General features: G+C 58.8%; 12 protein-coding genes and 1 rRNA gene. 2 read left to right on the forward strand and 11 right to left on the reverse strand.

Annotated features, from left to right (window positions below; genetic code table 11):
- Window positions 1-20: 20 nt before the first annotated feature.
- On the forward strand, window positions 21-785 hold the full coding sequence (locus ACQ4W0_RS05345; protein WP_436575816.1) for a DeoR/GlpR family DNA-binding transcription regulator: 765 nt from the start codon (window positions 21-23) through the stop codon (window positions 783-785).
- Window positions 786-835: 50 nt separating this feature from the next.
- Here the strand turns inward: ACQ4W0_RS05345 and ACQ4W0_RS05350 are convergent, their stop codons facing one another.
- From ACQ4W0_RS05350 to puuE, 10 genes are all read right to left on the reverse strand, one after another.
- Window positions 836-1,906 (reverse strand): S1/P1 nuclease, encoded by a 1,071-nt coding sequence (locus tag ACQ4W0_RS05350; RefSeq protein WP_436575817.1) that lies wholly within the window; start codon window positions 1,904-1,906, stop codon window positions 836-838.
- An 8-nt stretch (window positions 1,907-1,914) separates the two neighbouring features.
- On the reverse strand, window positions 1,915-3,144 hold the full coding sequence (locus ACQ4W0_RS05355; RefSeq protein WP_436575818.1) for a phospholipase D-like domain-containing protein: 1,230 nt from the start codon (window positions 3,142-3,144) through the stop codon (window positions 1,915-1,917).
- A 16-nt stretch (window positions 3,145-3,160) separates the two neighbouring features.
- Window positions 3,161-4,858: a bifunctional metallophosphatase/5'-nucleotidase gene (locus ACQ4W0_RS05360; RefSeq protein WP_436575819.1), complete on the reverse strand. Its 1,698-nt coding sequence runs from the start codon at window positions 4,856-4,858 to the stop codon at window positions 3,161-3,163.
- 108 nt (window positions 4,859-4,966) lie between these two features.
- Entirely contained in the window at window positions 4,967-8,368 is a 3,402-nt protein-coding gene (locus ACQ4W0_RS05365; protein ID WP_436575820.1) for a TonB-dependent receptor, read from the reverse strand.
- Between the two features lie 794 nt (window positions 8,369-9,162).
- Window positions 9,163-10,650, reverse strand: a complete 1,488-nt coding sequence (locus ACQ4W0_RS05370) for an adenosine deaminase (RefSeq protein ID WP_436575821.1) — start codon at window positions 10,648-10,650, stop codon at window positions 9,163-9,165.
- A gap of 42 nt (window positions 10,651-10,692) precedes the next feature.
- Window positions 10,693-12,009: a guanine deaminase gene (gene guaD / locus ACQ4W0_RS05375; protein ID WP_436575822.1), complete on the reverse strand. Its 1,317-nt coding sequence runs from the start codon at window positions 12,007-12,009 to the stop codon at window positions 10,693-10,695.
- A 9-nt stretch (window positions 12,010-12,018) separates the two neighbouring features.
- Entirely contained in the window at window positions 12,019-13,086 is a 1,068-nt protein-coding gene (xdhC, locus tag ACQ4W0_RS05380) for a xanthine dehydrogenase accessory protein XdhC (protein ID WP_436575823.1), read from the reverse strand.
- Window positions 13,087-13,095: 9 nt separating this feature from the next.
- Complete coding sequence (gene xdhB / locus ACQ4W0_RS05385) at window positions 13,096-15,441, reverse strand: xanthine dehydrogenase molybdopterin binding subunit (protein WP_436575824.1); 2,346 nt, start codon at window positions 15,439-15,441, stop codon at window positions 13,096-13,098.
- Window positions 15,442-15,451: 10 nt separating this feature from the next.
- The gene (gene xdhA, locus ACQ4W0_RS05390; RefSeq protein WP_436575825.1) at window positions 15,452-16,918 is read right to left on the reverse strand and encodes a xanthine dehydrogenase small subunit; all 1,467 of its coding nucleotides are present in this window, start codon (window positions 16,916-16,918) and stop codon (window positions 15,452-15,454) included.
- Window positions 16,919-17,016: 98 nt separating this feature from the next.
- On the reverse strand, window positions 17,017-17,970 hold the full coding sequence (puuE, locus tag ACQ4W0_RS05395; protein WP_436575826.1) for an allantoinase PuuE: 954 nt from the start codon (window positions 17,968-17,970) through the stop codon (window positions 17,017-17,019).
- A gap of 121 nt (window positions 17,971-18,091) precedes the next feature.
- Here puuE and uraH point away from each other — a divergent pair, with 121 nt between their 5' ends.
- Window positions 18,092-18,445, forward strand: a complete 354-nt coding sequence (gene uraH, locus ACQ4W0_RS05400; RefSeq protein WP_436575827.1) for a hydroxyisourate hydrolase — start codon at window positions 18,092-18,094, stop codon at window positions 18,443-18,445.
- 129 nt (window positions 18,446-18,574) lie between these two features.
- Here the strand turns inward: uraH and rrf are convergent.
- A 5S ribosomal RNA gene (gene rrf / locus ACQ4W0_RS05405) occupies window positions 18,575-18,681 on the reverse strand; the annotation flags it as partial.

Genomic DNA, 18,681 nt, shown 5'->3' on the forward strand with positions numbered 1-18,681 from the left:
AAGAATTAACAAGATAAATCATGCTCACACAGCAACGCAAGCAATACCTGCTGGACTTGCTCCAGCGTGAAGGGCAGCTCGTCGCCAGGGCCGTCAGTGATGCCTTGGGCTTGTCGGAAGACACGATACGGCGCGACCTGCGCGAGTTGGCCAAAGAGGGATTGCTGGAACGCGTGCACGGTGGCGCCCTGCCCTTGCTGTCCCGCTCTCCCGCGCTGGCGCCGTTTTCGGCCCGCGAACAGATTTCGCCGCAAGCCAAGCCCGCCATCGGCCGCGCAGCGGGCGCCATGATACAAACGGGACAAGTGGTGTTCCTCGATGGTGGCACGACCGCCGTGCAACTGGCGCGCCAGCTGCCGCGCGAATTGCACGCCACCATCGTCACGCACAGTCCGTCGATTGCCGTCGAACTGGTGAATCACCCATCGATCGAAGTGCTGATGCTGGGCGGACGCCTGTACAAGCACTCGATCGTGGGTGTCGGTGCGGCCACCGTGGAAGCGATAGCCCGCATCCGCGCCGACCTGTATTTCATGGGCGTGGCCAGCCTGCATCCGCAAGCGGGCATCACCACCGGAGACTATGAAGAAGCGTGTGTGAAACGCGCCCTGAGCGAGGCGTCAAGCCGCACCATCGTGCTGGCCTCGCCGGAAAAGTTCAACACGTCTTCGCCGTTCCAAATCGCGCCCTTGAGCCAGGTCAACGATATCATCGTGCACCGCGACGTCGACGATGCGCTACTGGCACCCTACCGCGAAATGGGAATTAACGTCACCTTGGCATGAAAAAAGCGGCCCGCAGGCCGCTTTCCATTCCTCATCTTATTGCGGCCAACTTATTGTGGCCAAATCGCCTGCAGCACGGCCGCCAAGTGATAGCCCGACTCGATCAGCTGCTGTTTCGCCAGCGCCGAGCTGGGCACGGGATAGTTGTCCGGCACCGTCAAGGTCCACACCTTATAGACATCGCCCTTGCGGCTGGTCTGCTGCATGGCCGGGCCGGCCAGCACGTCCGTAAAAGCAATCTTTGACGCCGCCAGCGAGGCATCGGCCCACTGATACGGCCAAGTGGCGGGGTCGCCGCTATTGGCGCTCACCACAGGTGCGCTGGCGATCACCGTCCTGGCGAACTGCTGCGGCGTACGCGTGCTCAGGCGGCGCATGGCGTAATCGACCACGGTCGTGTCCCAGTACGAATGCAGGGGCTTGGTGGGCGACTTCGGATACGCGCTGGAGGGCTTGGCCGCGCCCTCTTCGGCCGGCAGCGACGCGGGAATCACGGCGTCCGACAGCGCCGTCATCTTCGCATCGTCGAGCAGCAAGTCGTTGCCGCCACGCGCGTTGAAAATGGCGATGTCGTCAATCTGCACCTGCGTGGCGGGCACGAAAAACTGGCCATCCTTACCGAGAAACGCATTGCCGACATGTAATGGCTGGTGGATATCGCCCACCAGGTGGGTGATCAAGATCAGTGCTTCGCGCTGGCTGAAGCCATGCGGATTGCTGGCAGCATCAGCCTTGCCCTGCAACACCAGGATCGCCTGTTTCAAGGTTTGCACGATATCGTCATCGGCCGTGCCCACGCCATGATCATGGTAGTGCGCATTCTGGAATGGCACGTTCGTGTAATGGTATTCGCCATGCTTGGGGTTTGCCGCCACATACGTCAACATTTCCGGCGATTGCGGCCCGCAATAGGTGCCCTTCACGCAATCGGGCCAGTTGGCGATCTTTTCCAGGCTTTCGCCCGGCAACAGCAACTTGGCAATATGCGCTTGTGCCGCGCTACCCTTGAGCAATTGATCGGCGATGGCGCCCACGGCGCGGTGGCCATCATTGCCCCACGCCAGCACATTGCCGGAAGCGAAAGCGGCCCCCAGCGCCAGCACGCTCAGTAATTTTTTCATGTTCACCATTACTCCTTGCCTTGCGGCGTAGCCTTCGCCGGTTTTGGATACTGCTTGTTGATGTCGATGGGCTGCGCATAGACCGAGCTCCACGTCTGCTCATGCAGCACGGCAATACGCTGAGCCATGGCGTCGTTGCGCAGCACCACTTCCAAGTTGCGCGACAAGTCGAAATAGCCGCCCGCCCAGTTGCTCGTGCCGACCCAGGCCAGCTTGCCGTCGATGCTCATGGTCTTGCTGTGAATCACGCGCGCGAACGGAATGAAACCGGTCGAGGCGGCAGGAATCGTCACGATGCGGATTTCCACGTTCGGCACCAGGGCCAGGCTTTTCAGATAGGCAATGGCGGGCGCTTCCGTGTTCCAGGCTGACACCATCAGCTTGATCTTCACGCCACGCTGGGCGGCTGCCCGCACGGCGTTGTCGATCACGGCGTAATACGGACGCGTGCGGTTCGGACCATACGACAGGGGCGCGTAATCGAGCAGCTGAATGCGCACTTCGCTTTTCGCTTCCGCCAGCAAGGCGGGCAAGCCCGTTTCCGAGTCGCCCACGCCGGTCGGGTTGTACGCATTCGGGCTGGCCAGCAAAAAGGCGTTTTGCGCGTAGTTGGCCGGCACCACCTTGCTGTTGAGCACCGTGGCGCGGCCGCCTTGCGACGTCAATGCCTGGGCTTGCCAATCCTGCTCGAAAATGGCTTGTACCTGGCCCACCATGGCTGGTTCCGTGATCTTCAAGCCCGTCTCATGGATGTGCTCGAACGAGCGCCAGTCGAAATTCTGGCTGCCGATGTACGCCACCTGGCCATCGACGGCCAGGTATTTCGCGTGCACGATGCCGTTGCCCGTGATTTTATTGAAATCGATGAGGCGCAAGTCCAGGTTCGGAATCGCCTTGATCTGGGCGATGGTCGCCGCTTCCGACAGGCCCACGCCCTTCTGGTCCAGCAGGAAGCGGATTTTCACGCCACGCTGGCCGGCCGCCGTCAAACTGGCCAGCACCTTGTCAAAAGCCGTGCCCGGCTTGCTGACGGCATAGAACTGGGCGATGACGATTTCTTTCTTGGCCGAATCAAACAACTCGCTCCACACGGCGACGGGCTCGCGCAGGTCGGGATTGGTCAAGCTCGTTTCCACGGGCGAAGTGTGCACGAGCTCAAAGCCGGGAATGGTGAAATCGGCGTGGGCGGTGCCTGCGAACAGGCTGGAGAGTAAAACGGAAAAAAATAAGCGACGCATGGTTATTCCTTGTAAATTATTTGACGCGCACGATGCGCCCGGCCGCCGTGGCGCTGCCAGCGGGCTTGCCGGCGCGTGCACGGGCGATCAGGTAATCGCTGAAAGCGTCGATGTCGCGCACGCCCGTGTCGAGCCTGCGCGTGCCGGCCGCCAGCACGGTGAAGCGGTCGCCGCCGCCGGCCAGGAAACTATTGGCAGCGACTCTGTATTGTTGATTGTCTTCAAGAGGAATGCCATTCAGCATGATGCTGCCCGGCAGCACACGCTGGCCATGAGGCTGCGTGCTGTCCCAGCGGTAGCTGAAGCCTTCCGATACCTGCAGCAAATTGTTCTCCTCCGCTTCGGCACCCGGCCATTGCTGTTCGAGCAAGGTACGGATTTGCGCACCAGAAAGACTGACGACGATCAGGGTATTGCCGAACGGGACAACTGCCTGATTCTGACCCACATTCGTCATCAGGTCGGCGCCCGCTTCCAGGTCCTTGCGGATGCCGCCATTGTTCATCAGGCCGATTTGTGCACCGGCAGCGCGCGCGCCGAACAGGGTGCTGTCGGCCACCAAGTCACCCAGCGGGGAAGCGCCGCTGCCCTTGGTGCTGCGGCCCACGGTGGGCACGGCGATGGCGGCCACGGGACGCGACAATTCCGCCGCACTGCGCTGCTTCACGGATTCCAGATAGGCTGCCACGGCCGGGTCCGGCTCATATATGCCCGGCAGCATGACGACGTTTTGCGCGCTGGCATCGATCAGCGCATTCTTGACGGGATCGACCTTGAGCTTGATGCGCGTCAACATGTGTCCGCCCATCTGTGCCTGCGTCACAAGCCGGCCATCGACGCGGCACAGATAACCCTGGTGCGAATGGCCGCTGATGACCAGCTGGATGGCCGGGTCGAGGCGTTTCACCACGTCGACCACTTCGCCCTTCAAGTGGCTGCAATCGGGCTGGTCGACGGCGTCCTTCGTCTCGCCGCCCTGGTGCAGCAGCACCACGAATACGCCCACACCCTGCGCGCGCAGCTGCGGCAAGGTGGCGTTGATGGCGTCGGCTTCATCGCCGAACTGCAGGCCGGTAATGCCGGCGGCCGTCACCACGGATGGGGTATCTTTCAGCACGGCGCCGATCAGGCCCACCTTGACGCCATGCGCCTCTTCGATACGGTAGGCCGGCAGCAGAGACTTGCCCGTTTGCGTGTCGATCACGTTGGCGGCCAGATAGGTATAGCTGGCGCCCTTGAAGTCGGGCGTGAACTTGCATGCCTTGTCGGCGCGCGCGGACTCGCAACCGCCGCGCTGCTGGCGCAGCAATTCCACCTTGCCCTGGTCAAATTCATGGTTGCCAACGGAACTGGCCTTCATGCCCAGCATATTCATGGCGACGATGCTCGGTTCGTCCGCCCACAGCGCCGACATGGCGGGGCTGGCACCGACCAAATCGCCATTGCCGACAAAAATCAGCTGCGCGTCTTCGCGGCGCCACGCCGTCAGGGCGCCGGACAAGGTATCGATGCCGCCAGCCTGCACCGTCTTGCGCTCGGCATCGGCGACGCTCGCGTAGGTAAATTTGCTGCGGTCAAGGTTGCCGTGGAAGTCGTTCAGGGCGACCAGGTTCACCTCAATCGCACCGCTCGGCGCAGGCGCCAGGTTGCTGCAGGCGGACAGGGCTAGGATCAGGGCCGCGGCAGCGACCGGAGTGCGTAAGAAGTGAGCCATGGAATCGATATTTAAAAAGGGAAGAGTAAACCATCCGGTCGATAAAAAAAACGGCTGGTGTCGCCACCAACCGTTTTTAACTTGCCAAGCTACGAGGCAACTACGAGATTAGAACTCGTACTTAACCGTGGCTTGAATTGCCCATTGCGATTCGCCTTTGGTTTGACGAGTTTCAAGGCTCGACACATCGCGGGTGTTATAGATGTAACGACCCTTCTCATCCAACCCAGCATAGTCAACGAAGTTGCGCACGAGGCCGCCGTTGGTCTGGAACGGTACTTCGGTGATATGGCCCCATTTACGGTTGATCATATTACCAACGTTCATGAAGTCCAAGGTCAGCAAACCACGATTACCTTTGAACAAGCCTGGCAATTCCTGGCTGATACGCATATCGATGTTATTGGTCCACGGAGCAAAGCTCTGATTACGGCCAACGACACCACCGGCTGCTTTACGCAGGTCGCCATTGGCGTTCACGATCTTCCAGAACGCTGCTTCGTTGGCTGCACGGGCTTCTGCGGTGGCGCCGTAGAAAGCCACTTCACCCGAACCAGGTGCTTTTGGAATGTACATCAAATCGTTGCCAGCCAAGCCGTCACCGTTCAAGTCATTCTTGATGGTCCAGCTGTATGGCTTACCGCTACGGCCTTCATAGAACACACCGAAGCTGGTCTTGTATTCGCTGAAGAAACGCTTTTGCCAGCTAACGTGAGCCGTGAAACGGTCCTTGACCAGGTAGTTCGAATTCGAAGCAACGTTCTCGTTCGGATCGAACGAAGCGCGACTGGCGAAGTTCGAACTGGAAGTCGATGAGGTCAGTGGCGACACTTCGGTGGCGTCAGTGTAGGTGTACGAACTGCCCCACGACAGGCCATTACGCATCGGACTGCGCAAGCTCAAGGTCAGCATATTGCCTTGACCTTCCTTAGTCTTGGTTGCCTGCAATACCTGTGCAAAGGCTAGATTATTTGCGCCCTTAGCCGTGAATGCACAAGGTGCGCCCCCCGTCGAACCATTTTCGTTCCAGCATTTTTGCAGGTAACCATTAGCCGAGTAGTACAGAGGACGACCATCGGTACCGGTTGCCGTCGCAGGTCCCAGATTCAGCTCTTTGTAGTAAATCGCGTCCTTGGTCTTCGTACGCAGGTATTCCGCGCCGATCACCAGACCAAACCATGGCAATTCATGCTCAATCGCAAGATTGCTCTTCCAGACCGAAGGCTGTGCCAGGTCGGTGCTCAACACGTCGACTTTGGCTGCAGGAATGTTGCTGATCACACCCGTTGGTTGATTTGTCGGATCCGGGCTGAAGAAGGCACCATTGGTTGGGCAAGTACGTGCCGTGAACGTGCAGCTGATGTTACGCATGACCACGCCGGTGTTTTGGTATGGATTACCCAGCCATACGGCCAGTGCCGCACCCTGGAACAAGCCTGCGCCACCGCGGATCTGCGTCGGACGGGCAGTATCCATCTTGTAGTTGAAGCCCACGCGTGGCTGATACAAGTTTTGACCGTCAACAGTATGCGTATTATCAACACCAAAACCACCCGTTTGGCGACCTTTGACCAGTGGACCGACCGGCAATGCTGCCGCCTCGTTTTTCAGTGGCGAGTCACCGACGCGGGTACCATCGATACGCAAACCGGCGCTAACGGTCAATTGCTTGTTCACGTTCCAGGTATCCTGGACAAACAAGCCGATGTTTTTCAGCGTAAAGCGAGCAACGGCATCATCCAAAGATTTGCCATCGATTGGCGCTTGCAAATTATAGACATCTGGACGTCCACGGCTGAAGTTTTCCAGTGTCGCGGCCTGGATCACGGCAGCGGTTTTACCACTGCAGGTAAAATTGCCCGTTGTATCAAACGTATAGGAAATCTTGTCCAGGCAAGCGAAGGTGTAAGTGCCGTTGACGTTTTGCAGGAATGCATTGTAAATCTTGTTTTCGCTGTAATCCGTACCGAATTTGATATCGTGATCGCCCAGGCTCCAGTTGGCGCCTGCGTAGAGATCTTTCGTGTCCGTGCGCAACACGTTCATTTGACGGCTGGCTTCGGTACCGAAATTGAGGTAGCGACTGCCAGTTGCGAGGGTCGACGATGCGCCATCCGGCAAGGCGCCGAAGAAGCGGAAGCCAATCGATGGCATTTTGGAGCTGGTCTCCGGGACACTGTCATACTTACGCGTCGATAACTTCAGCTCCGTCGAAAACGTTGGCGTCCACTCTGCAGTCCATTGTGCAACAACAGTTTCCAGATTTTTCTTCTGGTTATACCAGTAAGAGCTCAGGGAAAGACCTGTAGAAGAAAAGCCGGTGAAGAATGGCTCAGCCTGTTCAGTCTTCGCATAGCGCAACATCAGGCGCTGGCTGTCCGTCACGTTCCAGTCAAGCTTGAGCAGCTTGTCCTTGGACGTGAACTTGGTGCCAGCAGGGATAGCCGATGTACCAATATCCAGGTTATATTTATCTTTGGCAATAGCGGCAATACCGTCGATCGCAGCCTGCGAAATGGCAACGTTCGTCAATGCACTGCCAATTGGACCAAACGTCGGGGTACTGCGCGAGCTCGACGTTTCCTCATAGTTTGCGAACAAGAACAGTGTGTCCTTGATCAGTGGTCCGCCCAGCGTGACACCCTTGGTAGTATCTTTCGAAGGTGACGGGGCGTAGTAGGTATTGGCGGTATCGTTGTAGCGGTCGCCGGACATCTTGTCATTGCGGAACGCGTAATACGCACTGCCCTTGACCGTATTCGTGCCCGATTTGGTGACGGCATTGATGTTGGCGCCCGTATAGCCTTTTTGCGTTACGTCATAGTTAGCAACGTTCACTTGCACTGACTGGATCGCTTCGATCGAGATAGGCTGCTTGCCAGTGGCGGTACCGGAAGCTTCCAGACCGAAGGTGTCGTTCACTGCCACGCCGTCAATCGTCATCGAGTTGTAGCGGGAGTTCTGACCACCCATAGAGATTTCGCTACGACCTTTGTCTGTTTGCGAAATACGTGGGTCGATACGCGCGTAATCTTGCAAGCTGCGCGAAACTGACGCCAGAGTAGCCAGTTCCGTCGGACCGAGATTGGTACCAGCACCCATGTTAGTACGGTTAAATATCTGTGCACGGGCGCCGGAACCCGTTACGTTCACGGTTTGCATTGGCGCACCCAGTGTGGCGTCCACGTTGGCAGTTTCAGCCAGTAGGACGTACACGCCGTCGCGTTTTTCAACTTCACCATTCTTGGTGATAGTGATGGTGTATGGACCGCCAGCGCGCAGGCCGCGGGCAACGTAGCGGCCTTCCACGTCGGTCGTCACATTGCTGACGGAACCCGATTCGGTGTGCACGATGGTAACAGTGGCGCCAGCTGCCGGCTTGCCGTCAGTGGCCGAGATACGGCCGCTAATGGAAGACGTAGTGTTCTGTGCGAACGATGGTGCCGCCGCCAGTGCAATAGACAGGCTGAACGCGATTTGCGTTAGCCGAAGTCGCTTGTGATTGATCATCTTTAACCCCAGAAAAGACTATTATTTTTTGAAAATCCTGGATTGCCCCACCGTCCGGCTGCGCCGCACAGCAACACAAACACAACATTTCCTCTTTACGATGCTGCAACTGTTACGCCGGCTGGACTGGCTGCGGTCTTGACAAGACCATCACAAAACGCCGCTCCACACATCACCGCTATTCCTATTCAAACAATAACGGCGGAAAAAATAGCGACCGATCCGTACGACCCAGGGCGCTAGCACCTGTGTCATTCACCCGACATGCCTACCCGGCTAACATGGCAAGCCGCGAGTGTAATTGTTAAATATTTCAAGACTGTGACACGGCGATAAAATGCAGTGGAATGTCGTCATTTAGCTGCGCGACTGTTTGTTTCACACTGCATCTCACCTTTATTTACTGCAAATACCCATCTTCATACGATATCGCCCATATGAATTGTGACTTTTTAATATCACATCCATCTCACTATGCATCATCAAAAAATGGATGACAAATACGTTTTTTTTTACATATTTATATATTTTAAGTATAAATAGCATGGAGTAACTAGCTGGATTGATATGGTGCTGACAGCGTCCGGGCTTATGGCGCGAGATTATAAATGAGCAATATGTACTTGAAATTGATTCATCCATGAAATTGGATAAAGTCGTGTATCTGTCGTTAATTGTGTCGCATGGCCGCCACAAAGTTAACAAAATAACAGCTCATGGATCTGGGAGAGGAAATGAAAAACGGCCGGAAGATCCGGCCGCCTTGATAGTATCAGTTGTGAACGTCGCGCAACTTACGGTTTTTTGCTCTTGCCTGCCTTGTCGGCGGCGGCAATTTGCGCTTCAAAACGGGTAAAGCGGGCATCGAGCGCTTTCAGCAAACGTTGCTTGTCCGCTTGCGCCAGGAAGGAATAGCGCAGGCTGTTATACGACAGCTTTTTGATTTCCGCATAATCGGTCTTGTACTGGCTGGCAAACAGCACGTATTCATTCGACAGGGTATTGCGCGAGACGCCCGCGTCATCGGTAGAGATGACGAAGGGCACGCCGTACTTGCGGTACAGGGTGATAGGATGGGCCTGCCCCTTGATACCGAGAATGTAATCGTTGCTGGTCAAGTTCACTTCCACGGGAATACTGCGTTCGCGCATCTTTTGCATGATCGCCAGCGCATTGTGTTCGTACGCGATATCCATGCCATGGCCGATTCGGTCGGCAGCGGCCACGTCGACGGCTTCTGCAATATGGAAAGCCATGCCTTCCGGCGGTACCATGCCCAGCGCCAGCTCGCCGGCGTGCAGGGCGATCTTAACGTTCGGATATTTTGCCTTGAGGAACTTGAACATTTCCATGTGCAGGCTGTAATCGCGCATGGACACATTCACGCTTTCCTGGCCCACGATGTTCACGCCCACCAGCAGCGGATTCAGGCTGGCTGCATTGAACGCGGCCACCATGGACGAGAACACTTGCGATGGGGACAGGAAACGCAGCACATACGCCTGGTAGCGCATGGTGAAATTGGCGTCATCGATACCGGTGCTGCTGGCGTTCACGTTGTCGTTATAGGCAGTGATGCTTTTCTGGAAGCTGGCGTCCTGCTCCAGGCTCTGCGTCCAGTTGGCCAGCACGGCTTGCAACGCCGCCGGCTGCAAGCCTGGCGCCAGCACCTGCTGGTCGAACTGCACGTTCTGCACGAATGGCGACAGCTCGAAAATCGTCTCGATGTAGCTGAGGTTTTCCGCGATGGCGCGCTGCTTCAGGGTTTTCAGGCCGTCCGCCGTGTTGCTCGACGCCACGGGGCCGAAGTAGCCAAATGTATCAAAGAAGGTACGGTCCGGTGGTGTCTGGATGGCGCCGTGGTTATAGAAATCCTTGGTCGACCAGCGCTGCAGCAATTCCGCATACAGGCCAGCATCGGCAAATACTTCCGTGGACGACAGGCATCCACGCTGCGCGGCCGGCTTGGCGCGCTCGGCCGCCACGACGTCCTTGTTGCTTTCGATACGGTAGGTCGTCTTGTTAACGCAATAGTTTTCCTTGTCGACCCAGCCGAGGAATTGCTCGGCGTAAATGGCGCCCGAGTAATGGTGATGCAAATCGCCGCCCTTGGGCATCATGGAAAAGAACAGGCTCAACTCGGCTGTCTTCGGCTGCGCACCGGCAAGCAGGGCGGCAAAATGGCGCGCGGTGGCCGCTTCATTGGAAGACGCGGCGGCTTGCGCCGTTCCGGTCAATGCCAGCGCGGCGCCAAGCGCCAGGCCAGTGAGTTTCTTGTGCATTCGCGTTCTCGCTCAGGGTAATTCTATTGAACAACGGGTAGGTCAGCCCTGCCCCCGCACATGCACGCATTGCCCGCCTGAATAGGTGGCAGCCACGGCGCGGTCGTCGCCCAGCAGCGCAAAGGCAAACAGCAATTCCTCCAGGCTTTGACAACCGGCCGTGCGACGCTCCAGCAGCGGCGTCGATTGCTTGTCGAGCACGATGAAATCCGCTTCCGTGCCAGCCGTGAAATTGCCCAGCGTGCCTTCCAGTTGCATGGCGCGCGCGGCGCCCAGGGTCGCCAGGTAAAACATGCGCAAAGCGGGCAGATAGCTGCCTTTCAAGCGTGCTACTTTATAGGCTTCGTTCATGGTTTGCAACATTGAGAACGAGGTGCCGCCGCCCACGTCGGTGGCCAGCGACAGCAGCACGCGCGCCGCATCGGCCCGCTCGAAATCGAACAGGCCGCTACCGAGGAACAGGTTTGATGTAGGACAAATGGCGGCCGCCGAGGACGTTTCCGCCATGCGCGCGCGGTCGCGCTCATCGAGCCAGATGCAATGGCCGAACATGGCGCGCGGGCGCAGCATGCCGTACTGGTCATACACATCGAGGTAGCTGCGCGCCTGCGGATGCAGTTCGCGCACCCAGCGGCACTCGTCTTCGTTTTCCGACACGTGGGTTTGCAGATACGTATCCGGATAGGCGCGCGCCAGTTCGCCCGCCAGATGCATCTGTTCATTCGTCGAGGTGGGCACGAAGCGTGGCGTGATCGCATACAGCGAACGGCCGTGCTTGTGCCAGCGCCGGATCAACTCCTCGCTTTCGCGGGCACCGGACTCGGCCGTGTCGCGCAGGAACTCGGGACAATTGCGGTCCATCATGACCTTGCCCGCCACCATGCGCAAGCCGCGCGCCTCGCTGGCGCCAAAGAAGGCATCGACCGATTGCGGATGCACGCTGCCATACACCATGGCCGTGGTGGTGCCGCAGCGCAGCAGTTCATCGAGGAAAAACTCGGCGACATTGCGCGCGTGGACAGGGTCTTCAAACGCGCGCTCGGTGGGAAACGTGTACGTTTCCAGCCACGGCAGCAAACCAGGCGCTGGCGAGGCGATCATTTCCGTCTGCGGAAAATGCAGATGGGTATCGATGAAACCCGGCACGATCAGCTTGCCCCGGTAATCGACAATATGCGTGCCAGGCGGCAAAGTCGTTTGTAGTTGCGCATAATCGCCGGCTGCCACAACCTTGCCATCGGCCACGATCAGCAAGCCGTCCGCATGCCAGGCGTGCGCCTCCTTGCTGAAGGCGGGGTCGGCGTAAAAGTGCAGCAAGCTGGCACGGTAAGCTTGCAATGTGGCAGGTACAATCAACATGACTTCTTTCTATAACGGGTGTATGGCGGCGCGTTTATTGCGGCGCGATGGCGCGCTGGCAGGTACCAGCCGCAGCGGTGCGGCCAGGGCAGCGCCAGCGGCTTCCTCCCACACCATGAGTAATTGACAGGCAACGGAGGCGGCGATCACGGCCGGCGCCTTGTTGCGGATGCCGGGCATGCCGATCGGACAGACCATGGCGGCGATCCGCGCCTCGGACACGCCGCGCGCCTGCAGGCGGTGCTCGAATTGCTTGCGTTTCGTGTGCGAACCGATCAAGCCGAACCAGCCTGCATCGTCGCGTGCCATGATGGCTTCCGTCAAGCGTTGATCCAGCGCATGACTGTGCGTCATGACGAGAAAACTGCCGCCCGGCGGCGCGATGGCGACAAATTCTTCGGGTGTATCGGTGGCAGCGATGCGCACGTTATCTGGCAGTTGCGCTGGAAACATGTCTTCGCGTTCATCGACCCAAGTGATATTGCAGGGCAAGTGGGCCAGCGCGCGCACGATGGCGGCGCCCACGTGACCGGCGCCAAACAAGGTCAGGTGCGCGCGCGGCGCCAGGCAGGGGTCGACCAGCCAGCGCCGCCCCTGGCCGTCCTGCGCCACATGGGTTGCGCGCTCGCGTGAAAACGTATCGGGCGCCTGGGCGGGCATGCCGGCGATCAACATGCCCGCCGCATCGAACAGGGCCGAGGCGACGTCACCATCGAGCGCCGTCAAGCGCCAACTATCCTGCTGGCGGCGCTCGCGCAAGGCGGTCAGTAATTCTTTCAGGCTGGCATCGACATACTCGAACGCCAGGTGAACGACGCCACCGCAACATTGTCCCAGGCTGGGCCCCAGCGCGAAACGCTCGAGCCGCGCATGCGTGTCTGCAGTGGCCAGCATGGTCTTGGCAATTTCCACAGCGCGCAATTCCAGGTGGCCGCCACCGATGGTGTCGACCTGGCCATTGAGGGTGACGCGCATCTTCGCCCCCGCCTCTCGCGGCCCCGACCCTTCCACCAGGGCGACCGTCACCAGCACGGATGCCTGCGTGTCGTTCTCCATTGCTGTCAGCCAGTCGCTCATCCTTAGCTCCTATGGGTTAGCGCAAAGCGCTTGCACGGCCATGACCGCCTTGAGGATTTCCTCGCTGGTGGCGGGTGCATTCAGCGGCGGCTGCACGGCGTGATTTCCCACGCTGGAAATGGCATCACGGATGGCAAAGAACACGGAAAACGGCAACAGCAGCGGTGGCTCGCCCACGGCTTTGGAACGGTGAATGCTGTCTTCCACATTGCTGTTCTGGAACAGCTTGACGCGAAAATCTTCCGGGCAATCGGAAATACCGGGAATTTTGTACGTCGATGGCGCGTGCGTCATCAACTTGCCCGCCGCATTCCACCACAGCTGCTCCGTCGTCAGCCAGCCCATGCCCTGAATAAATGCGCCTTCCACTTGACCCAAATCAATCGCGGGATTGAGCGACTGGCCCGCGTCGTACAAGGCGTCGGCACGCAACAGTTTCCATTCGCCCGTCAGAGTATCGACCACCACTTCGGCCACGGCCGCGCCATACGCATAGTAGGAAAACGGATGGCCCGTCATCGTCTTCGCATCCCACGACAGGCCGGGTGTGGCATAAAAACCGTCCGACCACAGCTGTACGCGGGCCAGATAAGCCTTCTGCACCAGTTCGGCAAACGCCACGACATGGCCGTTGACGTGGATATGGTTATCGAAGAAGCGCACGCAAGCAGCCTCGCCACCGTACAGTTTGACCGCGTAATCAGCCAGGCGTTCACGGATCTGGCGCGCCGCATCCTGCGCCGCCTTGCCGTTCAGGTCGGCGCCGGTGGACGCTGCCGTAGCCGACGTGTTCGCCACCTTGCTGGTGTCGGTGGCCGTGGCCCGCACACATTCGAGGTCCAGGCCCAGTTCGTGCGCCACCACCTGCATGACCTTGGTATTGATGCCCTGCCCCATTTCCGTGCCGCCATGGTTGACCAGCACGGAGCCATCCACGTACACATGGACCAGCGCACCGGCCTGGTTCAGATGCGTGACGTTGAAGGCGATGCCGAATTTCAGCGGCGTGAATGCCAGGCCCTTCTTCAGGATCGGGCTGGCCTCGTTAAAGGCATCGATGGCGCGGCGGCGGGCGCGGTAATCGCTGCTGTCTTCCAGTTCGGCAACGAGTTCATGGATCACGTTGTCGACGATTTTTTGCCCGTACGGCGTGACATTGCGCCCTTCCCCATCATTGCGGCCATAGAAATTGAGCAGGCGGATATCGAGCGCATCGCGTTGCAAGTGGCGGGCGATTTCATCGATCACGTACTCGATGGCAATGGCGCCCTGCGGTCCGCCGAAGCCCCGGAAAGCCGTGTTCGACTGCGTATTCGTCTTGCCGCAGGCGGCGCGGATATCCACGTCGGACAAATAATAGGTGTTGTCGAAGTGGCAGACGGCGCGCGTGGCGACGGGACCGGACAGATCGGCCGAATAGCCCGCGCGCGTGGTCATGTCGACCTTGGCGGCAAGAATCTTGCCCTCGTCGTCGTAGCCCACTTCATATTCATAGTAAAAACAGTGGCGCTTGCCCGTCACCAGCATGTCGTCGTCGCGGTCGGCGCGCAGTTTCACGGGACGCTTCAGTTTGGCTGCCGCAATCGATGCCGCTGCCGCCCACAGGGCCGACTGCGATTCCTTGCCACCGAAGCCGCCGCCCATGCGCCGGCATTCGACGGTGATGTTATGCGAATGCACGCCCAGCGCATGCGCCACCACGTGTTGCATCTCGCTCGGATGCTGCGTCGAACACAGCACCAGCATGCCTTGCGCTTCCTTCGGGATGGCGTAGGAAATCTGCCCTTCCAGGTAGAACTGTTCCTGGCCGCCCACATACAGCTGGCCCTTGAGCACATGCGGTGCCTTCTCGAAGGCAGCCTGGTAATTACCACGCGTCAATTGCATCGGCGGCAGCACATACGATTGCGCGGCCTTGGCCGCCTGCGGCGTCATGATCGCCGGCAGCTCGTCATAGGTGACTTGCGCCAGGCGGGCGGCGCGGCGCGCATGGTCGTGCGTATCGGCCACCACGATGAAGATGGGCTGGCCCACGTATTGCACCAGATCACAGGCCAGGATGGGATCATCGTGGATAATGGGACCGCAATCATTGGTGCCGGGAATGTCGTGCGCCGTGTAGACGGCGACAACCCCTTGCGCACCACGCACGGCGGACAAATCCATGGCCGTGATGCGCGCGTGCGGCTTTTGCGACAGGCCCAGCGCCGCGTGCAAGGTACCCTGCAATTCGGCGATATCGTCCGTGTAGGTGGCTTGCCCCAGCACATGCAATTGCGCCGATTCATGGGGACTGGGCTTGCCCACGGCGCTCCAGGCAGCCGCTTGCAGTTCGGGCGTGGCAGGATGGTTCATACGGGTCCTTTCAGGCGCGGCAAGCGTAGGCGTTGACGGCAGTGCGCAGCAGCGGCGCACCGGGGCGTGTTTCCAGCCAGAAGCGGCGCAACAGGTTTTGCGCCGTCGTCATGCGATAGGTATGCGAGGCGCGCATGTCAGACAGCGGTGCGTAATCGTCGGCCAGCAGGCGCATGGCGATGACGAGATTGTCTTCCGTCCACGCCTGCCCCAGCAAAAATGCTTCCGTTTGCGCGGCCCGTTGCGGCGTGGCCGCCATGCCGCCAAAGGCGATGCGTGCATCGATGATGCGCTCGCCGTCGAACTGGAAGGCAAATGCGGCGCACACGGCCGAGATATCCTGGTCGAAGCGCTTCGCCAGTTTATATGTGCGGAATTGCACGTCGGCACGCGGCAAGGGGACTCGCACGGCTTCGACAAATTCGCCGGGTTGCAGATCTTTCTTTTGGTAACCTTGATAGAAGTTTTCCAGCGGCATGCTGCGCTGGCCGGCGGAGCCGCGCAGCACGACCTCACTGCCCAGCGCAATCAGCCACGGCATCGAGTCGCCGATGGGCGAACCATTCGCCACATTGCCGCCCAGGGTACCCGCGTTGCGGATCGGCAAGGAAGCAAAGCGCTGCCACAATTCCGACAACTCTTGCGGATAGTACCCGCACAGCGCCGCATAAGCATCATTGAGGCTGGCACCGGCGCCGATGTGCAACTTGCCTTCGTCCACGGCGATGGTTTTCAGCGCTGCCACGTTGCCCAGATAAATGATGTCGCCCAAGTCGCGCAGTTGCTTGGTCACCCACAAGCCCACGTCGGTGGAGCCGGCCAGCAAGCAGGCCAGTGGCTTTTCCGCGCGCAGCGCCACCAGTTCATCGATGCTGCGTGGCGCGTGGAAGTACTGGCCACCGTGTTCATAGGTACTAACGCTGCCGCGCTGCAGCGTTTGCAATTGTTGTGTCAGGGCATCGCGGTCAAAATCGACATGTGGCAACTCGCCCATGCGCCTGGCAGCATCGATAATGGGCCGGTAGCCCGTGCAGCGGCACAGATTGCCAGACAGGGTGTCATCGATTTCGCAGCGCGTGGGCGTAGCTCCGTTTTTCTGCAGATACATGCCCCACAGCGACATCACGAAACCTGGTGTGCAAAAACCGCACTGGGAACCGTGGCATTCGACCATCGCCTGCTGCACCGGGTGCAGGGCGCCGTTGGGCTGTTGCAAGTCTTCCACGGAAAACAGGGCCTTGCCATCGAGCGTGGGTGTGAGCTGGATGCAGGCGTTGACGGCTTTCATCTCGACCTGGCCGTCAACCAGGCTGCCGATGACCACCGTGCAGGCGCCGCAGTCGCCCTCGGCGCAGCCCTCCTTGGTGCCCGTGCAATGCAAATCCTCGCGCAGGTGCTGCAACACAGTCTGCGTAGGGGCGGCGTTGCGTACTTCCTGTACGGCACCACGGTAATAAAAGCGGATCGGTTCTGACATGCTGGCCTCGGTATAGTCCCAGTATAGGAGATTAACACCGGCATATGGGACAACTATATGCAAAGACTGATTTTACTTATCATTCAATATCAATACCATCAGGTAGTGCAGGGATGCGTCGCATGCCAATGTTCGGCGATATCGATGCGGCGCGTGATCCACACCTGCTCATGGCCCTGCACATAGTCGAGGAAGCGCGCCAATGCCGCAGCCCGCCCCGGACGCCCCACCAGGCGGCAATGCAAGCCCACAGACAGCATCTTTGGCTGATTCAAGCCGTTCGGATCGCCTTCTGCGTACAGCACATCGAAGGCATCCTTCAGATAATCAAAAAACTGCGTGCCCGAATTAAAGCCTTGCATGGCGGCAAAGCGCATGTCGTTCGTGTCCAGGGTGTAGGGCACGATCAGCTGCGGCTGCACGGCCGGCATGCCGGCGGCATCCGTGTACGCCACCTTGTCCCAGAATGGCAAGTCATCGCCGTAATAATCGGCGTCGTAGCGAAAACCGCCATGTTCGACCACCAGTTTGCGCGTATTGGGCGAATCGCGCCCCGTATACCAGCCTTGCGGGGCGGAACCCGTCAATTCGCGGATGATCTGCACAGCTTCGCGCATATGTTCACGTTCCGTCGCTTCATCCATGTTTTGATAGGAAATCCAGCGCAAGCCATGACAGGCGATTTCATGCCCCAGTTGCTGGAAGGCGGCTACCGCTTCCGGATTGCGTTTCAAGGCCATCGATACGCCAAACACGGTCAGCGGCAGGTGCCGCTCCTCGAACATGCGCAGCAAGCGCCACAGCCCGGCGCGCGAACCGTACTCATAAATCGACTCCATGCTTAGGTGGCGCGCAGGGAAAGCGGCAGCTCCGATCATTTCCGATAAAAATGTTTCCGAAGCGAGATCACCATGCAACACGTTGTTTTCCGCCCCTTCCTCGTAATTGAGGACGAATTGCAGGGCGATGCGGGCCTTGCCCGGCCATTGCGGATGGGGTGGCGTGCGGCCATAGCCGATCAAGTCGCGTGGATAATGTTCGTAATTGTTCATGCGGAGGCGCGCCTATAGGAGGACAATGTTGGCTATATGCCCAATCATATAGCCCGGCGCAGTCACCGGTATATGATTTGCACGATAAGCACATTCACTCACCCTATATACAGGATAGCAAATGGGAAAACTCAGCACGCATGTACTCGATATCGCCCACGGCAGGCCGGGAGCCGGCGTCAAGGTGGCCCTGTTTTCAGTCGCGCCGGAAGGCAAAGTGTTATTGAAGATGGATATGACCAATAGCGACGGCCGTTGCAGCACGCCCTTGCTAGAAGGCGATAACATGAAGGCGGGCCAGTATGAGCTGGTGTTCAATGCAGGCGATTACTTCGCCGCCCAAGGCCTCGACTTGCCTACACCACGCTTCATCGACCTGGTCACCCTGGCCTTCGGTATTGCGCATACGGATGAGAACTACCACGTACCGCTGGTGGTATCGCCGTGGTCGTATTCGACTTATCGGGGAAGTTAAGCGACGTTAGACAACAATGGCAGCGCATGGCGCTGCTTTTTTTACGCCTGTCCGTCTGGCCAGAGAAGGCGCCAGACGAAAAAAAACCCCACCATTGCTGGCGAGGTTTTTCTCTACTACGAATAACAAGCCTGACGATAACCTACTTTCACACTGGTTGCAGCACTATCATCGGCGCAAAGTTGTTTCACGGTCCTGTTCGGGATGGGAAGGGGTGGGACCAACTTGCTATGGTC

The organism is Janthinobacterium breve, assembly GCF_051380895.1.
Taxonomy (GTDB): domain Bacteria; phylum Pseudomonadota; class Gammaproteobacteria; order Burkholderiales; family Burkholderiaceae_D; genus Janthinobacterium.